At 45.8% G+C, this 17,958-nt stretch carries 19 protein-coding genes and 1 other RNA gene; 7 read left to right on the top strand and 13 right to left on the bottom strand.

Features of this window, described 5'->3' with window-relative positions:
- Positions 1–7: 7 nt before the first annotated feature.
- The 5 genes from ACHUFZ_RS13150 to rsmI form a co-directional block, all read right to left on the bottom strand.
- Complete coding sequence (locus tag ACHUFZ_RS13150) at positions 8–1,732, bottom strand: penicillin-binding transpeptidase domain-containing protein (RefSeq protein WP_394127518.1); 1,725 nt, start codon at positions 1,730–1,732, stop codon at positions 8–10.
- The gene (ftsL, locus tag ACHUFZ_RS13145; protein WP_134836468.1) at positions 1,729–2,046 is read right to left on the bottom strand and encodes a cell division protein FtsL; all 318 of its coding nucleotides are present in this window, start codon (positions 2,044–2,046) and stop codon (positions 1,729–1,731) included. The genes ACHUFZ_RS13150 and ftsL overlap by 4 nt, the downstream gene beginning before the upstream one ends.
- Before the next feature lie 6 nt (positions 2,047–2,052).
- A complete protein-coding gene (gene rsmH / locus ACHUFZ_RS13140; RefSeq protein ID WP_134836469.1) occupies positions 2,053–3,003 on the bottom strand; it encodes a 16S rRNA (cytosine(1402)-N(4))-methyltransferase RsmH in 951 nt (316 codons plus the stop codon).
- 186 nt (positions 3,004–3,189) lie between these two features.
- An RNA gene (gene rnpB, locus ACHUFZ_RS13135) (RNase P RNA component class A) lies at positions 3,190–3,618 on the bottom strand.
- Positions 3,619–3,869: 251 nt separating this feature from the next.
- Positions 3,870–4,733, bottom strand: a complete 864-nt coding sequence (gene rsmI, locus ACHUFZ_RS13130; RefSeq protein ID WP_394127517.1) for a 16S rRNA (cytidine(1402)-2'-O)-methyltransferase — start codon at positions 4,731–4,733, stop codon at positions 3,870–3,872.
- A 63-nt stretch (positions 4,734–4,796) separates the two neighbouring features.
- Here rsmI and ACHUFZ_RS13125 point away from each other — a divergent pair, with 63 nt between their 5' ends.
- Genes ACHUFZ_RS13125 through ACHUFZ_RS13110 form a run of 4 tightly spaced genes read left to right on the top strand, consistent with a single transcriptional unit; the run spans position 4,797 to position 8,139 of the window.
- Entirely contained in the window at positions 4,797–6,611 is a 1,815-nt protein-coding gene (locus ACHUFZ_RS13125) for a penicillin-binding protein activator (protein WP_394127516.1), read from the top strand.
- Entirely contained in the window at positions 6,598–6,963 is a 366-nt protein-coding gene (locus tag ACHUFZ_RS13120; protein ID WP_394127515.1) for a YraN family protein, read from the top strand. The genes ACHUFZ_RS13125 and ACHUFZ_RS13120 overlap by 14 nt, the downstream gene beginning before the upstream one ends.
- A gap of 3 nt (positions 6,964–6,966) precedes the next feature.
- Positions 6,967–7,557 carry a phosphoheptose isomerase gene (locus tag ACHUFZ_RS13115; RefSeq protein ID WP_004415461.1) on the top strand — a complete coding sequence of 197 codons (591 nt, stop codon included), beginning with the start codon at positions 6,967–6,969 and terminating at the stop codon, positions 7,555–7,557.
- A gap of 3 nt (positions 7,558–7,560) precedes the next feature.
- Positions 7,561–8,139 carry a BON domain-containing protein gene (locus ACHUFZ_RS13110; RefSeq protein WP_134836473.1) on the top strand — a complete coding sequence of 193 codons (579 nt, stop codon included), beginning with the start codon at positions 7,561–7,563 and terminating at the stop codon, positions 8,137–8,139.
- A gap of 49 nt (positions 8,140–8,188) precedes the next feature.
- On the opposite strand, the gene sspB is transcribed toward ACHUFZ_RS13110, so the two are convergent.
- The 8 genes from sspB to zapE form a co-directional block, all read right to left on the bottom strand.
- Positions 8,189–8,689: a ClpXP protease specificity-enhancing factor gene (sspB, locus tag ACHUFZ_RS13105; protein ID WP_394127514.1), complete on the bottom strand. Its 501-nt coding sequence runs from the start codon at positions 8,687–8,689 to the stop codon at positions 8,189–8,191.
- Between the two features lie 11 nt (positions 8,690–8,700).
- Positions 8,701–9,336, bottom strand: coding sequence for a stringent starvation protein SspA (gene sspA / locus ACHUFZ_RS13100; protein WP_053440147.1), 636 nt, complete (start codon positions 9,334–9,336; stop codon positions 8,701–8,703).
- Positions 9,337–9,433: 97 nt separating this feature from the next.
- Complete coding sequence (locus ACHUFZ_RS13095; protein WP_134836475.1) at positions 9,434–10,171, bottom strand: cytochrome c1; 738 nt, start codon at positions 10,169–10,171, stop codon at positions 9,434–9,436.
- Positions 10,168–11,433: a cytochrome b gene (locus ACHUFZ_RS13090; protein ID WP_134836476.1), complete on the bottom strand. Its 1,266-nt coding sequence runs from the start codon at positions 11,431–11,433 to the stop codon at positions 10,168–10,170. Before ACHUFZ_RS13090 ends, ACHUFZ_RS13095 begins: the two co-directional genes overlap by 4 nt.
- Positions 11,433–12,026 carry a ubiquinol-cytochrome c reductase iron-sulfur subunit gene (gene petA / locus ACHUFZ_RS13085; RefSeq protein WP_134836477.1) on the bottom strand — a complete coding sequence of 198 codons (594 nt, stop codon included), beginning with the start codon at positions 12,024–12,026 and terminating at the stop codon, positions 11,433–11,435. Before petA ends, ACHUFZ_RS13090 begins: the two co-directional genes overlap by 1 nt.
- 328 nt (positions 12,027–12,354) lie before the next feature.
- On the bottom strand, positions 12,355–12,747 hold the full coding sequence (gene rpsI / locus ACHUFZ_RS13080) for a 30S ribosomal protein S9 (protein WP_004415472.1): 393 nt from the start codon (positions 12,745–12,747) through the stop codon (positions 12,355–12,357).
- Between the two features lie 15 nt (positions 12,748–12,762).
- Positions 12,763–13,191 (bottom strand): 50S ribosomal protein L13, encoded by a 429-nt coding sequence (rplM, locus tag ACHUFZ_RS13075; RefSeq protein ID WP_004744972.1) that lies wholly within the window; start codon positions 13,189–13,191, stop codon positions 12,763–12,765.
- 244 nt (positions 13,192–13,435) lie between these two features.
- Positions 13,436–14,542: a cell division protein ZapE gene (zapE, locus tag ACHUFZ_RS13070; RefSeq protein WP_394127513.1), complete on the bottom strand. Its 1,107-nt coding sequence runs from the start codon at positions 14,540–14,542 to the stop codon at positions 13,436–13,438.
- 152 nt (positions 14,543–14,694) lie between these two features.
- Here zapE and zapG point away from each other — a divergent pair, with 152 nt between their 5' ends.
- The 3 genes from zapG (at position 14,695) to degS (ending at position 17,840) form a co-directional block, all read left to right on the top strand.
- Positions 14,695–15,162 (top strand): Z-ring associated protein ZapG, encoded by a 468-nt coding sequence (gene zapG, locus ACHUFZ_RS13065; protein ID WP_394127512.1) that lies wholly within the window; start codon positions 14,695–14,697, stop codon positions 15,160–15,162.
- 116 nt (positions 15,163–15,278) lie between these two features.
- On the top strand, positions 15,279–16,646 hold the full coding sequence (locus ACHUFZ_RS13060) for a Do family serine endopeptidase (protein ID WP_394127511.1): 1,368 nt from the start codon (positions 15,279–15,281) through the stop codon (positions 16,644–16,646).
- Positions 16,647–16,775: 129 nt separating this feature from the next.
- Positions 16,776–17,840, top strand: a complete 1,065-nt coding sequence (gene degS / locus ACHUFZ_RS13055) for an outer membrane-stress sensor serine endopeptidase DegS (protein WP_394127510.1) — start codon at positions 16,776–16,778, stop codon at positions 17,838–17,840.
- The last annotated feature ends 118 nt before the right edge of the window (positions 17,841–17,958 follow it).

The raw sequence follows: 17,958 nt of genomic DNA, 5'->3' as shown, positions 1-17,958 counted from the left end.
AACTCACTTAATCTTGTTTAAATCGATTTTCATCAGGCGCTACATTCAAAATCTGCAGCGTCCCTTTTAATATTTCTGAAAATACAGGACCAGCCACTAAACCACCGTAGTAGCTGTCACCTTGCGGTTCATTAATTACGACAACTAAAGCGACCCTTGGCTCGCTCGCTGGCGCAACACCCGCGGTATAGGCAAAATATTCATCACCATAGCCACCCGCAATCGCTTTACGTGAGGTACCCGTTTTCGCCGCCACTCGATAGCCAGGAACGGCCGCTCTAGTTGCAGTACCACCGGGCTGAGTCACGGTTTCAAGCATATCAAGCACCTTACGAGCGTTATCGTGATCAATCACTTGCTTAGCGAGGTTCTGCTGGTTGTTTTCAATAATATGGATCGGTTGATACTCACCTAAATTGCCTAGAGTTGCATAGGCGTGGGCGAGTTGAAGAGGGGTAATGGTCAAACCATAACCAAATGATAGCGTGGCTATTTCAAATTTTGACCAACGACGGCGGTTAGGGAAAATACCTTGCGTTTCACCCACTAGGTTTAAGCCAGATACTTCACCAAAACCGACTGAGCTATACATACCGAGTAGCGCTTCAAGCGGCATATCCAAAGCTAGCTTAGCGACACCGATATTACTCGACTTTTTAAGAATGGTTTGAAGATTGGCTTTACCCACCTTAGACGTGTCTCGTACGCGACTGCCACCGATCTGCATAATGCCGTTGCCAGTATCAATTATAGTGTTTTCATCGGCGACGCCATTTTCAAGTGCAGCAAGAACAACAAAAGGCTTTATCGTTGACCCTGGTTCAAACGCGTCAGTAATAACACGGTTTCGCATTTTAGCCGATTGAAGGTCTGAGCGATTATTCGGGTTATAAGATGGCGCATTAACCATCGCCAATACCGCGCCAGTTTTCACATCTAGGATAACCGCCGAGCCGGAAGTTGCACGGAAGTCAGCCACCGCCTGTTTAATCGCACGATAAGCGATCGCCTGAATGCGCTGATCGATAGTCAGTTCGAGCGGTTTGCCTTCTTCACGCTCTTCTAAAGAGATGTTTTCTACCACACGACCATAACGGTCTTTACGAATGATGCGTTTACCCGCCTCACCCGTTAACCATTTGTCATAGCTACGCTCAACACCTTCCAGGCCATGACCATCAATACCGGTCACACCGACTAAGTGGGCACTAACTTCACCAGCAGGGTAATAACGTCTTGATTCAGCTTTTAGACCAACACCAGCTAACTTCAGCTCACGGATATAGTGTGCCATCGCAGGGCTGACTTGACGTTGCAGATAAATAAAGCGCTTGGTCTTGTTGCGGTTGATCTTATCAACCATACCTTGACGCTTAAGCCCCAATACATCGGCAAGCGCATACCAGCGGTTAATGTCTTCAAGGCCACCTTCTTTAAAAATAGTCGCCGGATCGGCCCATACCGCTTCAACAGGAACACTCACAGCCAAAGGCTCGCCATTACGATCTGAAATAATTCCTCGCGCCGAGTGCAAAGTCTTAGCGCGAATCGAGCGCATATCGCCCTGTTTGATCAGGTTATCAGGCTCAATAATTTGGATATAAGCAATACGGCCACACAGTGCAGCAAACGCGCAGAACACAAAGAAAAGAACAAGATAGAAACGCCAACGAATAAGTGTCGCTGGCTGATTGTCTGATTTAGCTTCTGCTGGTTTTACTTTTTTGCTCATGGGAGATTAATGATGACTTCTTTGTCTGAGTCTGGACGTTTCATGTCCAGTTCTTTTTTGGCCACCGCCTGAACACGGCTATGTTCAGCCAAGGCGGTCTCTTCTAACAGTAAGTTACGCCACTCATTGTCTAATCTTTCGCGCTCGACCATGGTTTGGTCTTTCTCGGTGATCGCTTGACGAGTGTGGTGAGTAGTAAATACGACGCCCATTGCACTAGCAAAAATCAGTACCAGTAACACAAGTGGCACGCGCCCAACACTAACAATGTCGAGCGCAATTAATTTAGCTAGGTTTGGAGACGACTTACTCATTGCAGGTTAAAGTTTCTCAGCAATACGCAGAACAGAACTGCGCGAGCGAGCGTTCTCTTCAACTTCTTGTTTCGATGGTTTGATCGCTTTACCAACAGGCTTTAGATTGGCACTACCAAGGGCTTTGATCTGATCTTCCGTCATAGGAATACCATGAGGTACTTCAGGACCTTTGCTCTCTTTACGAATAAATCGCTTCACCATACGATCTTCTAATGAGTGGAAACTGATCACAGACAAACGACCTTCAGGCGCTAAAATGCTCGCTGCGCCTTTTAGTGCGGTATCAATCTCTTCTAGCTCACTGTTGATGTAGATACGGAAAGCTTGGAAAGAACGCGTTGCTGGGTGTTTTTTCTCTTTAAAGCTTTTCGGCGCGGCTTCTGAGATTAACTTCGCCAATTGACCTGTACGTGTCATTGGTTCGTTTTCTTCATTCTCACGGTAAGCAACAATCGCTTTAGCAATTCGACGAGCGTGTTTGTCTTCACCAAACTCACGGATAACCCAGGTAATATCATCAAGGTCAGCTTCCATTAGCCATTGAGAGACCGGGATTCCTGATGTCGGATCCATACGCATATCTAGTGGACCATCTTTCATAAAGCTAAAGCCTCGCTCTGCATCATCTAGCTGAGGAGAGGACACGCCAAGGTCAAGTAGTACGCCATCAACTTTACCGACAAGGCCATACTCTGCCGCATATTGCGCCATACCAGAGAAAGGACCATGAATAATAGTAAAGCGAGGGTCATCAATTTTACCCGCTTCTGCGATCGCTTGAGGGTCACGGTCAATACTGTAAAGACGACCGTTGTCACCTAATTTAGATAGAATCGTGCGGCTATGACCACCACGACCGAATGTTCCGTCTATGTAGATGCCATCAGGTTTAATCGCTAAACCATCGATAGATTCATGTAAAAGTACGGATATGTGTTTAAATGCTTCGGTCATAGTTATCTCATGTAGCTGACGCATTGACGAATTCTGACTCTCCAGTGTACTGATTTAGCGGCTTATCGCCACCTCTAGCGTGAGAGAACACGTGATTTTGCGCCAAGTTTAATCGTTAGAAAATAAATTAGGTCAATTAAAAGCAAAAAACCCATCATAACAATAAAGTTACGATGGGTCTCGAATAGGTGGAGCCGACACATAAGCCGGGTTCTGTTCCGCTTGCGCGGCGGTAGCCATTCGTCTAGGCCAGCAATCACTCACTGGCTCGAGCAACCTACCCGCCTCCTTACGCGAGCAACGCAATGTGGAGGCCTATTTGGTCTTGCTTCAGGTGGAGTTTACCCTGCTACGAACTATTACTAGTCGTCCGGTGCGCTCTTACCGCACCCTTTCACCCTTACCTGTGCCCTAGGGCCATCGGCGGTCTTCTCTCTGCTGCACTTGTCGTGGGCTTGCGCCCCCCAGGCGTTACCTGGCACCTTGCTCTATGAAGCCCGGACTTTCCTCCCCCTTGTCAGTCTCCCGAAGGACGTCAACGTCAGTCTCCTAAAAGGACCTCAACGTCAGTCTCCCGAAGGACATCAACAAAGCAGCGACTACCCAGTCAGCTCCGAGGGCGGATTGTATAGAGTTATCAGCTAAGTGTCTAGCGAGATCACAGATATGATGCAATGAGGGTGTTAACTGGACAAAAAACGTGCAGTTAATTATCTATAATTGGTCATGCCATAGAACGACGAAGGAATGAGTAGGGAATCTCTAACCAAAATAGAGATCCCCAACTCGTTCGTACCTCACTCTTGAGGATGACGATATGAAGTGACAAGTAGTTATCAAACTCGATTGTCATTTCCTCGAACTGCTTAGTCCAGATTATCCAAACCCCATTTGTAGAGCGCATTCTTTTTCAGATTGTAGATCTCTGCTGTCATCGCTGCGGCTTTTTTCAGTGGTAACTCTTTAGTTAAAATAGTTAAAGTGCGCGTCACTTCCTCTGGCAAGGTATCGTCCGCTTCAGCGCGATAGCCATGAATCAACAACGCCATTTCGCCACGCTGTTGGTTAGAGTCTGACTTAACCCACTCAATAAGCTCGCCGAGTGGCATCCCTTGAATGGTTTCAAACGTTTTGGTTAGTTCGCGGGCAAGTACCACTTCACGCTCTGCCCCAAGAATCTCTAACATGTCATCAAGCGAGTCAAGAATACGGTGAGGTGACTCGTAAAACACACAAGTACGCTCTGCCTTTGCAATTTCTAGAAACTTATCTTTACGGCCTTTGCTTTTCGCAGGCAGAAAGCCTTCAAAGCTAAAGCGATCGGATGGTAGGCCAGAGGCACTCAACGCAGTGATCACCGCACACGCCCCCGGTAATGGGACAACTTTGACGCCTGCTTGACGACATTGATTGACAAGATGGTATCCTGGATCACTTATTAATGGGGTTCCAGCGTCAGAAACGAGTGCAATTGAGTGCCCCGCTAACAATTTGTCGACTAGCACTTGCGCTTTTTGTTGTTCATTATGATCATGAAGAGCAAAAGTTTTAGTCTGAATACAGAAGTGAGACAACAACTTACCTGTATGTCGTGTATCTTCAGCGGCAATAAGATCGACTGTAGATAGAACTTCTATCGCTCGTTGAGTAATATCACCTAAATTGCCAATTGGCGTAGGTACGATATAGAGAGTTGGAACCTCTGTTGGTAAGGTTTTGTTATCTGTCATTTGTTTACCATCACTTCAACGATTAATATAGACACAATTTTATACGGAATTAGTAAAGAACTCATGGCCAAGAATAACCACAAGCGTCTCAGTGTAACACGCTTATTGACTCCTGTAGCACTCGCTGTCGCATTGGCGGCGTGTTCTTCTGCCCCTAAGACACCGCAAAGCGTCGATATTACTTTGGATCCAAACCAACCAACTCAGACCTATTTGATGCGAGCAGATAGCAGCACTGGTAGTTTGCAAAATGATTGGTTGGTCATGGCGCTGAAATCTGCAGTAGACAACGGAGATGTTGCTCAAGCAGAGCTACTCATCAAGCGTCTTGCTCGCCAGTCGCTTAGTGACATGCAGCAAGCGGAGTGGCAACTGGCCCGTTCCGAGTTACTGATCGCTCAAGAGAAGCCTCAAGATGCACTAGCGCAACTCAATTTCCGTCCGTCATGGCAGCTTGCTAATGACCAGTGGCAAAACTACCATCAACTGCGCGCCTCATTGTTTACGACTCTCGGTGATGACTACAATGCAACTAAAGAACTCTCTTTAGGCAGTCGATTTGCCTCAGAACAGGAGCAGCCACAACTGGCGCAGAACGTTTGGCGCAACCTTAGCCTAATTCCTGCAACTAAGTTAGAAGCGCAACGCGCACAAGAAACTAATTCAGTCTGGCTTGGCTGGCTTGAACTATCTGGCTACACCAAAACACTATCCAGTCACTTACCGGAACTGCAAAGTCAGATCGAGCAATGGTTAGCGGCTAACCCTAACCACCCGGCGGCACTTTATACACCGCAAAGCATTGTCGATATCTTGGCATTGGAAATGACTAAGCCAGTCAATACTGCGTTGCTGTTACCCCTGTCAGGCAAATTTGCGAAACAAGCACAACTGATCCGCGATGGTTTCATTCTTGAAATGATGAATGACGATGAGCGCGATGAAAATGCAACACTGACGGTCATTGATACCAACGTACAATCTGCTGACGAAATAAAGCTCGCGCTCAGTGACAAGCAAATTGACTCGGTTGTCGGCCCACTGATTAAAGATAACATTGAGCAACTGCAAGAATCTCTTGCGAGCTCAAACAGTAACGTCTCGGCACTAGCGCTCAACATTCCTGATGAAGTGAAGCCAGGAACCAATGTTTGTTACCTAGCCCTATCACCTGAGCAAGAAGTTGCTCAGGCAGCAAAACACTTAGCAGCACAAGGCTACCAATTCCCTCTAATCCTTGCGCCAAAAGGGCGTTTAGGTCCTCGCGTCGTTGAAGCTTTTGAGCAAGAGTGGAAAAAATACAGTGACAACAAAGTTGCGGTAAGCTTGTTTGGCGACAAACGCCAACTTCAGCGTGACATCAACAATGTATTTGGCCTACAAGCAAGCCAACAAAACATTGCTCAAATGGAGTCTCTACTGAGCACGCCACTTGAAAGCCAGCCACGTAGCCGTCGCGACATTGATTCCGTTTACATTGTTGCTAACAGCGCTGAGCTAACTTTGATTAAACCATTTATCGAAGTCGCGATTAACCCAGACACTGTACCACCAAAGCTGTACTCCAACTCACGTAGTAACAGTGGTCGCCACCAGTACGAAGATCTATCTGGCGTAATGTATAGCGATATTCCATTGCTCATTCATCCAGATGCCGCGCTAAAAGCGCAAATGGATCAGCTATGGCCTAAAGACTCAAATGCTGAAAAACGTCTCCAAGCGCTGGGTATGGATGCTTACCGACTAATGGAACATTTGCCGCAAATGAAAGTGGTCACTGACTACACCATTGATGGCAATACTGGTACGCTAAGCATTGACGAGAACTGTATCGTACAACGTGAAATCAGCTGGGCTGAACACGGTGCCAACGACTAAGCGCGCCAGCGGTCAACACTATGAAGCCGTTGCTGAAAAGTATCTTATCAGTTGCGGCTTAACGCTAATTGAGCGAAACTTCCTTGCTAAAGGTGGAGAGCTCGACCTCATCATGCGAGACAAAAGCAGCATTGTTTTTGTTGAGGTGCGCTACCGAAAGAGCCAAGCTTTTGGTCATGCGGCTGAGACTGTCACTCGCTCAAAAATACAAAAGCTAATTAGAACGGCCAATGTATGGCTAATGAAAAATGGCTTGTCCGTCTATTCAACTGATTTTCGCTTTGATTTAGTCGCCATTCACCAAAACGGTGAGCAAATCGAGTGGATAAGAAACGCAATAACTCAAGGATAAACAATGCTCGATAGCATTAAAGACAGCTTTACAGAAAGTATTCAGATCCAAATCGCCGCTGCAGAGGCGCTTCCAGATGCCATTACCCATGCAGCACAAGCGATGGTCGCTAGTCTATTGAATGGCAATAAAATCCTCTGCTGTGGCAACGGTGGCTCTTCTTCAAACGCGCAACAATTTGTTTCCTGTCTTCTTAACCGTTTTGAAACTGAGCGTCCTAGCCTACCTGGTATGGCTCTTACGGCGGACAATACAACCTTGACTGCCGTCGCAAATGACTACCACTATGAAGAGATTTTCTCTAAGCAGGTACGTGCCTTTGGTCAACCAGGCGATATTTTGCTGGCGATCTCTACTAGCGGTAACAGTAAGAACATTATCAAAGCCATGGAAGCGGCAGTAACGCGTGATATGACCATCATTGCACTCACAGGTAAAGACGGTGGTGAAATGGCCGGCTTACTCGGTGAGCATGATGTAGAAATCCGTATTCCTTCTCACAGAACAGCAAGAATTCATGAAGTTCATATGGTGACGCTGCATTGCTTGTGCGATCTTATCGACCAAGTACTATTCCCAGCGCACGAAGAGTAAGCTATGCATTCAATTAAGGCTTTATTGTTATCACTGTTTATCCTCTCCACAACAGGCTGTGCAGGCTTGTTTGTTGCGGGAGCTGCAACGACGGCAAGCATTGTTATCGACCCTAGAACCACTCAAGAAATTTGGAACGATAACAACATAGAGTTTGAAGTCGCCGGTATTGGCAATAAAGCCCCATTCCGCGGCAATGCTCGCGTGACTGCCAGCTCATATGATGGCACTGTGATTTTAGTGGGACAAGCCAATACAGAAGCGCTCAAGCGTGATTTAGAGTCCCAGACGCGTAAAATCAAAGGGGTGAATAACGTTCACAACCAACTTAGAGTTAAGCAGCCTTTATCTATGGGCGAAATTAGTCACGATAGCTGGATCACCACTAAGGTGAAATCGGCACTGCTGGCTAACTCTGATTTGAGTGGCGTGAAGATCAAAGTGATTACCGAAGATAGAGAAGTGTTCTTACTTGGTTACGTTTCACAGCAACATGCTGATATTGCCACTGATGTCGCGAGAAATATCTCGGGCGTTAAACAAGTGGTGCGAGCATTTCATTCCGGTGAAAGCGAAAGCTAAAATCAGCTAATTGAGATACAAAAAAGCAGCGTGATACGCTGCTTTTTTATTATTTGACGACTCTTAAGCTTGGGCGACCTTTTGGTCTTGGTGGCTCATCGTCACCACCATCGGTCACTTCAGAAGCCTCAAGCTCTTCAGATTCAGTGGCAACAGATAAAGGTGACTCTTCTGTTGCCATTTCCTCTTCGAAGATACCCTCTTCTTCATATTCACCCATGTATGCATCTTCTGGCTCAAACATTGTGCCAGCACCATTCTCACGCGCATAAATCGCTTGAACAGCATACAGTGGAACGATAACGGAATGTGGACGACCACTAAAACGAGCACTGAAAGTAATCGCTTCGTTGCCTAGCTCTAGATTTCCTACCGCTCTTGGTGCGATATTAAGAATGATTTGACCATCTTGGACAAACTCTAGCGGTACACGTACCCCTGGAAGATCTGCCGCCACAACTAAGTGTGGTGTTAAGTCATTGTCCACCAGCCAATCATAAAATGCACGTAGCATATATGGTCGGCGTGGTGTCATGTTTGCAATATCCATCTTCTCGCCGATTAACGAGTTAGACGCATTTCACGTTCAGCTTCAGTTAGAGAAGCTAGGAATGAATCACGCTCAAATACGCGGTTCATGTAAACTTTTAGCTCTTTAGAACCTGGGCCAACTAGCTCAATACCAAGCTGTGGTAGGCGCCATAGTAACGGTGCTAAATAGCAGTCAATTAGGCTGAACTCTTCACTCATGAAGTATTCGTATTCTGCGAATACAGGACCAAGAGTTAGAAGGTCGTTACGTAGTTTGTTACGCGCAGCTTCCGCTTCTTCAGCGTTGCCTTTAACGACTTTTTCAGCAAGCGTGTACCAGTTTTTCTCGATACGGTAGATCATTAAACGGCTGTTACCACGAGCAACCGGGTATACAGGCATCAATGGTGGATGAGGAAAACGCTCATCTAGGTATTCCATGATGATCTTTGAATCGTAAAGCGCAAGCTCACGGTCAACTAATGTTGGAACTGTCTTGTACGGGTTAAGTTCAATAAGTTCAGCTGGTAGATTTGCTTCATCTACTAGTTCAACTTCAACACTTACACCTTTCTCCGCTAGAACAATACGTACCTGATGGCTATACATATCAGATGCACTTGAGAATAGAGTCATCACAGAACGTTTATTGGCAGCTACAGCCATGGAGCCCTCCAGCACACTTACAAATATAAAAACAATGGAGGCTAAGCCTCCATTGTTAAGTTCAAAAATTGGGAATTAGCACAGTATGATAGCACAATTAGTGCACATCACGCCAATACTCTTTCTTCAGTAGCACAACAACGATAGTGAAGATAACTAAGAAGCCCATTACCCACCAACCTAGTGCATGACGCTCTAGCTTAACTGGGTCACCTGAGTACTCAAGGAAGTTCACTAGGTCGCGAACTGCGTTGTCGTATTCTTCGGTGTTTAGTTCACCCGTACCGTCAGACTCAACAGCAACAACCTTAGTCACTTCTTTACCGTCAACAACGTGCGTTTCGAAGATTGGCTTAGGAATGCCTTGTAGCTCTTCTAGAACATGAGGCATACCAACACTTGGGAAAACAATGTTGTTTACGCCAAATGGACGGCTTGGATCCTCATAGAAAGAACGTAGGTAAGTGTATAGCCAGTCTGTACCACGAACTCGAGCTACCAGCGTTAGATCTGGTGGTGGAGCACCAAACCATTTCGCTGCAGACTTGTCAGGAATCGCGTTTTCCATCAAGTCGCCCACTTTCGCTTCTGGGTCAAAGATTAGGTTTTCTTTTAGCAAGTCAACTGGGATACCAATGTCACGAGCAACACGCTCGTAACGTTGGTACTGAGTTGAGTGACAGGCGAAACAGTAGTTCATAAACAGTTTCGCACCGTTTTGCAGTGACGCTTGATCACTCAGGTCGTTGTTTGCTTTATCAAGTGGTACGTTCGCACCCGCTGCCATTGCCAATGAAGGCAGCATTGCAAATAAAATTACAATCCATTTTTTCATTTGAATGTCACCCTTTCTGGTAGTGGCTTAGTCGCTTCGTTCTTACTGTAGAAGTACAGCAGCACGAAGAACATGAAGTAGGCTAAGCTGAAGATCTGAGCTAGCAGCGTGTATGTTGGTGTTGCTGGAAGCGCACCAAGAATACCTAACGCAATAAAGCTGATCGTGAATTGGATGATATTGAATAAATGGAACTTACTGCGGTAGCGGTAAGAACGTACGCGACAACGGTCTAGCCAAGGTAGAACAAATAGAACCGCAATCGATGCCCCCATCGCGATAACACCTAGTAGCTTGTCCGGAACCGCACGAAGGATCGCGTAGAACGGAGTGAAGTACCATACAGGAGCAATGTGCTCAGGTGTTTTCAGTGGGTTTGCAGCTTCAAAGTTAGGCGGCTCAAGGAAGTATCCCCCCATTTCTGGGTTAAAGAACAGCACGTAACAGAACAAGAATAGGAAACCGGCAACACCGACCATATCTTTCACCGTCCCGTACGGGTGGAAAGGAATAGAGTCGATAATGTCGTACTTCTTAGTGTAATCCTTGTGGAATGGGAACTGAGTCTTGTAGTCGTCGCCCATTGTACCTTTAGGAAGCTTGGTTTCGATACCATCTGGGTTGTTTGAACCCACTTCGTGTAGTGCTAGTACGTGTAGAACGATAAGCAGCAGAAGTACGATTGGTAGCGCGATAACGTGTAGAGCAAAGAAACGGTTTAGCGTCGCACCGGAGATAACGTAGTCACCACGGATCCATAGTGTTAGGTCATCACCAATAACAGGAATAGCACCGAAGAGAGAGATGATTACCTGAGCACCCCAGTAAGACATCTGGCCCCATGGAAGTAGGTAGCCCATGAAGGCTTCAGCCATCAACACAAGGAAGATAAGCATACCGAAGATCCACAGTAGCTCACGAGGCTTCTGGTATGAACCGTAGATAAGGCCACGGAACATGTGCAGATAAACCACGACGAAGAACGCAGAAGCGCCTGTCGAGTGCATGTAACGCAGTAACCAACCGTACTCTACATCACGCATGATGTATTCGATTGAAGCGAATGCACCATCACCTGATGGTACGTAGTTCATCGTTAACCAAATACCCGTTAGGATCTGGTTAACCAAGACAAGCATCGCTAGTGAGCCAAATAGATACCAAAAGTTAAAGTTCTTTGGCATCGGATACTCAGAAAGGTGCTTCTTGTACGCATTCATTGCGGGTATGCGTTTTTCTACCCAATCAAGTAGAGCTTGCATTATGCCTCCCCTTCTTCGTCAACACCGATAAGGATTTTCGTATCGCTTAAATACATGTGTTTTGGAACAACTAGGTTCAGTGGCGCAGGAACGCCCTGGAATACACGGCCTGCCATGTCGAATTTAGAACCATGACATGGACAGAAGAAACCTGACTTCACACCCTGAACTTGTTCATTAAAACTGTCAGGTAGATAGGTTGGAGAACAACCAAGGTGTGTACAAATACCAACAGCGACAAAGTACTCTGGCTTAATTGAGCGGTAAGCATTCTGAGCATAAGTCGGTTGTTGTTCTTCTCCTGATGAAGGGTCACGTAATTGACCATCGATCGCTTTAAGCCCGTCTACGACAGTTTGTGCACGACGTACAACCCATACAGGTTTACCACGCCACTCGACACGAACCATCTGCCCTTCTTCAAGTTTACCGATATCAACTTCAACAGGGGCACCCGCAGCTTTGGCTTTTTCACTTGGGTTCCAAGATTTAATAAAAGGAACGGCGACTGCAGCTGCTCCTAGACCACCAACAACAGCTGTTGTAGCGGTTAAGAAACGTCTGCGACCGTTATTTAAAGGCGCATTGCTCATCCAAACATTCTCCCATTTGCTCCTTGTGGATTATTGTTATTCCGCTTAAAGAGCATGGCTAACAAAATACGAATTTAGTTGTATTTATTTGACGGCAAATGATAAATAAAACCCTACTTTTTGACAAGATAAAGCTACCTTTTTGTAACATTTGTGAGGTGAATCGCCAGTGAGGTCACAAAAGGAGATGAAGTAGGATAACTCAAACACTAAGTATGTGTCGGATAGGAGATTTTTTTGAGGGGAAAACAAAAAAGCCTGGCAGAAGCCAGGCTTTTGGTACCACATCCCAATGCAAGCATTGGAAGCGAATCTTTTCGAAAAAAGATTAACGCTTAGAGAACTGTGGACGACGACGTGCTTTACGTAGACCAACTTTCTTACGTTCAACGCAACGTGCGTCACGAGTAACGTAACCAGCTGCACGTAGAGTAGGACGTAGAGACTCATCGTATTCCATTAGAGCACGTGTGATACCGTGACGGATCGCACCTGCCTGACCTGAAATACCGCCACCTTTAACAGTAACGTATAGGTCTAGTTTCTCAGTTAGTTCAACTAGCTCTAGAGGCTGTTTAACAACCATGCGAGAAGTTGGACGACCAAAGTACTCATCAAGGCTACGCTTGTTGATTACGATGTTGCCGCTGCCTGGTTTAACAAAAACACGTGCAGCTGAGCTTTTGCGACGGCCAGTACCGTAGTATTGATTATCTGCCATTTTCGAAATCCCCGATTAGATGTCTAGTACTTGTGGTTGTTGAGCAACATGGTTGTGCTCAGCGCCAGCGTAAACTTTCAGCTTACGGTACATAGCACGGCCAAGAGGACCACGTGGTAGCATACCTTTTACTGCTAGTTCAAGAGCCATCTCTGGCTTGCGATCAATTAGCTTCTCGAAGCTGATTGATTTTAGGCCGCCAGGGAATTCTGTGTGACGGTAGTAAATCTTACCTTTAGCCTTGTTACCAGTTACAGTAACTTTCTCCGCGTTAACAACGATGATGTAATCACCAGTGTCACAGTGTGGAGTGTATTCAGCTTTGTGTTTGCCACGTAGGCGAGATGCAATTTCACTTGCTAGACGGCCAAGAGTTTTACCTTCAGCGTCTACAACGTACCAGTCGCGTTTTACAGTTTCTGGTTTAGCAACGAAAGTTTTCATGCTAATAATAACCCGTTCAATAATTAAATTTACACTTAAGGAGCTTTCGCTCCCACTGACTAAGAGTCCAGTCAACACCCCTTCGAGTGGTTGGCACTCTCGACCCGTTATGTCGAAATACCTTCGATAATAAGGTCTGCAGTAACGGTGGGTCGCAGGATTATAGAGAAGTCAGTAGAAAAAATCACCTCTTTTCGCAGAAAAAGTTCATTTTTTTTCAATCCCGCTCTGGCTTGGCGAGGAGTTACGCCAAATGCTCTTTCGCTAAATAATCATGACTTTGCATTTCAATCAATCTCGATTGACAACGTTTAAACTCAAACTCAAGTAATCCACCAGCATAAAGCTCTTCTAATGCCACTTCCGATGAGATAATCAGTTTTACATTGCGCTCATAAAACTCATCCACCAGTGCGATAAAGCGTCGCGCTGCATCATCAATGGTACTGTGCATTTGCTTAACGTCAGCCAGCAACACGGTGTGATAAAGGCGAGACATCTCGATATAGTCATTCTGGCTACGTGCTGACTGGCATAACTGCTCAAATGTAGCATGCAGCACATCTTCTGACGCTTGAATAACAGCAATCTCACGATGGTTGATATCAATACTTTCAGCACCGCGCTTGCCTTCACCGACCAGTTGCTCATAGTAGAGCGCCAAGTTTTCACTCGCCTGTTGGTCTAATGGGAAATGGTATATTTCCGCTTGCTCTAAGGTTCTAAGTCGGTAGTCGATACCACTATCAACATTGAGTATGTGGCAGTTTTCTTGAATCAAGGCGATAGCCGGGAGGAAACGCGCTCGTTGTAAGCCATTACGATATAAATCTTCAGGTGGGATATTAGAGGTGGCGACCAAAATCACCCCACGCTTGAACAGCGCTTGAAATAACGTACCCAAAATCATCGCATCGGTAATATCAGAAACAAAAAACTCATCAAAACAGATAATTTCCGTTTCAGATTTAAATTTGTCTGCGACTAACTCCAACGGATCGTTCACATCACCCAGAGCATTTAATTCATCGTGAACTCGGTACATAAAGCGGTGGAAGTGAACACGCATTTTCTTTTCGGTAGGCAAAGAATCAAAGAAAGTATCCACTAAATAGGTTTTGCCTCGCCCTACTCCTCCCCAAAAATAGAGGCCTTTCGGCGCTTGAGGTAGATCTGGAGATTTCTTGGAGAACCAACTCCGCCAACCACTTGGCTTCTCGACTGGCGTATTCAAGTATTCGAGAAATTCGTGATAGAGCTTATCAAGGGCTGAGACCGCTTGAAGTTGAGCTGCATCCTTCTGAAAACCATGTTCTTTTATGTCGTTGTTATAGATATCTAGTGGCGTCATCGCTTCGTTACCTAATGAAGAAGACTATGAAACTGCTATGTAGAGCACATGCATTTTTCTTTATTGGCTAAGGCTCTCATAGTACCATGTGAGTACAACATGTGTAACTAACCAGTAAAAAACATGTTAAATAACAATGATAAGGAGCTATTATGCCTTGGATGTATGCCCTCGTTGGTTTGCTTGTCGGTACCGTTTTAGGGGTTGTGATCTCTCGTTTGAGCACGCCTGGATATAAGAAACAGAAAAGTGTCCAAAAAGATTTAGAAACCGCGAAGTTTGAATTAGAGCAGCAAAAACAAGATCTTGCTGACCACTTTGCCCAATCAGCGGAAATGTTAGACTCACTAGGTAAAGAATACACTAAGCTTTACCAGCACATGGCAAAGACCTCAAGTGAGCTGTTGCCTAACATTCCAGAACAAGACAACCCGTTCGTTAAAAAGATTAACCAGCAATCTGAAACGCCAAGTGACGACGAAAGTGTCGAAGTCCTAGCTGATATTCAACCTCTTAACGAAGCGCCAAAAGATTATGCGTCTGGCTCAACTGGCCTGCTGAAAGAAGAGAAGAAAGAGATCCTAGATTCTCAAGATGTAGTGTCAGCGAAAGCTTCATAACCATTTCTTTGCTGAACTTTGCAAAGGTTTTTGAGTCATATTCCTAGCAGTGGCCATTGAATTCTTATTCTACGTATCAGTTTAAGAGAGTGTCCTTAATCAACTAGGAGTATCCGATGAAAAAACCTTTGCTTGCAGTAACTCTTCTATCTTTAAGCCTAAGTTCAATCATCACACCAATTCAAGCAACGGCAGCACTGCCTTTGTCTGTTGGTGGTGAACAATTACCAAGCCTAGCGCCAATGCTAGAGCGAGTAACCCCTGCAGTCGTCAGCATCTCCGTTGAAGGCACTCAAGTTTCGAAGCAACAGATTCCCGATCAATTTCGCTTCTTCTTTGGTCCAGACTTTCCCGCGGAACAGCGACAAGAACGTCCATTTAGAGGACTTGGTTCTGGCGTGATTATTGATGCCCAAAAAGGCCATATCATCACCAACTACCATGTGATTAATGGTGCAGAAAAAATTCGCGTCAAATTGCATGATGGCCGTGAATACGACGCAGAACTGGTTGGCGGCGATCAAATGTCTGATGTGGCGTTACTCAAACTGGAGAAAGCCAAGAATCTGACCGAGATTAAAATCGCTGACTCCGACAACTTGCGTGTCGGTGACTTCACTGTCGCAATTGGTAACCCATTTGGCTTAGGCCAAACCGTCACCTCGGGTATTGTTTCCGCTTTGGGCCGAAGTGGCTTAAACCTTGAGAATTTCGAGAACTTTATTCAAACCGACGCGGCGATTAACAGCGGCAACTCAGGTGGTGCTTTGGTCAACCTTAACGGAGAACTGATTGGTATTAATACCGCTATTTTAGGACCAAATGGCGGTAATGTGGGTATTGGTTTCGCCATTCCTTCCAATATGATGACTAATCTCACTGGGCAGATTCTTGAGTTTGGCGAAGTGAAGCGAGGTATGCTTGGTGTTCAAGGCGGTGAAATCACCTCAGAGCTTGCTGAAGCACTTGGCTTTGAGTCGAGCAAAGGGGCATTTGTTAGCCAAGTTGTGCCTGACAGCGCCGCAGATAAAGCGGGGTTAGAAGCGGGCGACGTTATTGTCTCAGTCAATGGCAAAGCGATTAACTCGTTTAGTGAATTACGGGCTAAGGTCGCCACCTTGGGCGCAGGTAAGAAAATCACTTTAGGTCTAGTCCGTGACGGCAAGGAGAAGTCTTTCGACGTTACCTTAGGTGAGCAAGCGAGTGTCAAGACGACCGCAGATAAACTGCATGAAGGGTTATCTGGTGCTCAGTTAAGCAATACCAATAGCTCAGATAAGGTTAAAGGAGTTAAGGTCACGTCTGTAGAAGCAGGCTCTCAAGCAGAAGCATACCAGCTCCTAGAGGGCGACATCATTATTGGCGTTAACCGTCAAAGAGTGAAAAACCTCGCTGATTTTAGAAAAATCGTCGAAAAACAATCAGGTGTACTCGCACTTAATATCCAACGTGGCGATCGCAGCATTTACCTAGTCATTCGCTAGCCCCACCTCAACACAAAATGCGATACAACCTCGAAACGACAGCTGCATAAGCGGCTGTCCTTTTATTATTTTCTCATCTAGTGCTATTCTTCACCAACTTATCCCTTTTATAACCATGACGAGGAAAGCATGCTGCAGTTTTTATTGCGTTCTGTTGGCTTAGGTATAGCGACAGCAGCTCTGTTGTTAGTAGCCGTGCCCTCTCTACGCACTAATATTCTTCCCCAAGATGTGCCCGAAGATCGCAGCATCGATAACTTATCGCAGATTTCGTTTAATAAGGCAGTGCGTAAAGCCGCCCCTGCCGTGGTTAACATCTATAGCCGAAAATACACTGAGAATGATCGCTCTAAGCTGCTTACCCAAGGCTTAGGTTCAGGGGTGATTGTTAGTGAGAAGGGCTACATCATTACCAACTACCACGTAGTGGCTCAAGCTGACCAAATCATTGTTGCGCTACAAGATGGTCGAGTTGCCGCTGCTCAGTTGGTCGGTAAAGATCGTCGCACAGATATCGCAATATTACGTGTTGAGGGAGATAACCTACCTGTTATCCCGCTCAACCCTGACTATTCCCCTATTGTTGGCGATGTCGTTTTAGCCATTGGTAACCCATACAACCTAGGGCAAACCACTACCTTCGGTATTATCTCAGCCACCGGTCGCTCCTCGATCAGTGCAGATGGTCACCAAGCCTTTATTCAAACAGACGCAGCCATCAATGAAGGTAACTCTGGAGGCGCCTTAGTCAATACCCGTGGTGAACTGGTCGGTATCAATACGGCGTCATTCCAGCAAGCGACTGAGCTTGAAACTTATGGAATTTCATTTGCCATTCCCTACGCGCTTGCCAACAAAATCATGCAAAAAATCATTGCTGATGGACGTGTGATTCGTGGCTACATTGGTATTGATGGCCAAGATATTAATTCGGTCACCTCTCGATTACTAGGCAGCGAACATTTGGGCGGTATCGTCGTACTCGGAGTGGACCCTAATGGGCCGGCTGCCAACGCAGGCTTTGAGCCGCAAGATATCATTCTAAAGATTAACGATCAGAAGATTAATGGCCGCCAAAGCGTTATGGATATAGTTACTGAGCTTCGACCGGGAACAGTGGTTGATGTCTTGATTCTACGCAAAGGGAAAGAACAGACCCTTCAAGTGACCATCGAAGAAGATACTCGGGATTAAGAGTCACGAGCGGACACAAAAGAAAACCCCATGCCTTGACATTAATGCCATTCGGATAAGCGCTAACGCTTATACCTAAACGGATATTTGGTCGGAACAAAGAGGACTGAACGTGGAA

It is taken from the genome of Vibrio hepatarius, assembly GCF_043642085.1.
Classification (GTDB): domain Bacteria; phylum Pseudomonadota; class Gammaproteobacteria; order Enterobacterales; family Vibrionaceae; genus Vibrio; species Vibrio hepatarius_C.
This window is presented reverse-complemented; position numbering and strand designations above follow the sequence as displayed.

What these genes read in the sequence shown, in the direction of transcription:
- ACHUFZ_RS13150 (WP_394127518.1), bottom strand. Translation starts at nt 1,732, where the DNA reads ATGAGCAAAAAAGTAAAACCAGCAGAAGCTAAATCAGACAATCAGCCA.
- rpsI (WP_004415472.1), bottom strand. Translation starts at nt 12,747, where the DNA reads ATGGCAGATAATCAATACTACGGTACTGGCCGTCGCAAAAGCTCAGCT.
- ftsL (WP_134836468.1), bottom strand. Translation starts at nt 2,046, where the DNA reads ATGAGTAAGTCGTCTCCAAACCTAGCTAAATTAATTGCGCTCGACATT.
- zapG (WP_394127512.1), top strand. Translation starts at nt 14,695, where the DNA reads ATGCCTTGGATGTATGCCCTCGTTGGTTTGCTTGTCGGTACCGTTTTA.
- rplM (WP_004744972.1), bottom strand. Translation starts at nt 13,191, where the DNA reads ATGAAAACTTTCGTTGCTAAACCAGAAACTGTAAAACGCGACTGGTAC.
- ACHUFZ_RS13090 (WP_134836476.1), bottom strand. Translation starts at nt 11,433, where the DNA reads ATGCAAGCTCTACTTGATTGGGTAGAAAAACGCATACCCGCAATGAAT.
- zapE (WP_394127513.1), bottom strand. Translation starts at nt 14,542, where the DNA reads ATGACGCCACTAGATATCTATAACAACGACATAAAAGAACATGGTTTT.
- ACHUFZ_RS13060 (WP_394127511.1), top strand. Translation starts at nt 15,279, where the DNA reads ATGAAAAAACCTTTGCTTGCAGTAACTCTTCTATCTTTAAGCCTAAGT.
- petA (WP_134836477.1), bottom strand. Translation starts at nt 12,026, where the DNA reads ATGAGCAATGCGCCTTTAAATAACGGTCGCAGACGTTTCTTAACCGCT.
- ACHUFZ_RS13110 (WP_134836473.1), top strand. Translation starts at nt 7,561, where the DNA reads ATGCATTCAATTAAGGCTTTATTGTTATCACTGTTTATCCTCTCCACA.
- rsmH (WP_134836469.1), bottom strand. Translation starts at nt 3,003, where the DNA reads ATGACCGAAGCATTTAAACACATATCCGTACTTTTACATGAATCTATC.
- rsmI (WP_394127517.1), bottom strand. Translation starts at nt 4,733, where the DNA reads ATGACAGATAACAAAACCTTACCAACAGAGGTTCCAACTCTCTATATC.
- degS (WP_394127510.1), top strand. Translation starts at nt 16,776, where the DNA reads ATGCTGCAGTTTTTATTGCGTTCTGTTGGCTTAGGTATAGCGACAGCA.
- ACHUFZ_RS13125 (WP_394127516.1), top strand. Translation starts at nt 4,797, where the DNA reads ATGGCCAAGAATAACCACAAGCGTCTCAGTGTAACACGCTTATTGACT.
- ACHUFZ_RS13115 (WP_004415461.1), top strand. Translation starts at nt 6,967, where the DNA reads ATGCTCGATAGCATTAAAGACAGCTTTACAGAAAGTATTCAGATCCAA.
- sspA (WP_053440147.1), bottom strand. Translation starts at nt 9,336, where the DNA reads ATGGCTGTAGCTGCCAATAAACGTTCTGTGATGACTCTATTCTCAAGT.
- sspB (WP_394127514.1), bottom strand. Translation starts at nt 8,689, where the DNA reads ATGGATATTGCAAACATGACACCACGCCGACCATATATGCTACGTGCA.
- ACHUFZ_RS13095 (WP_134836475.1), bottom strand. Translation starts at nt 10,171, where the DNA reads ATGAAAAAATGGATTGTAATTTTATTTGCAATGCTGCCTTCATTGGCA.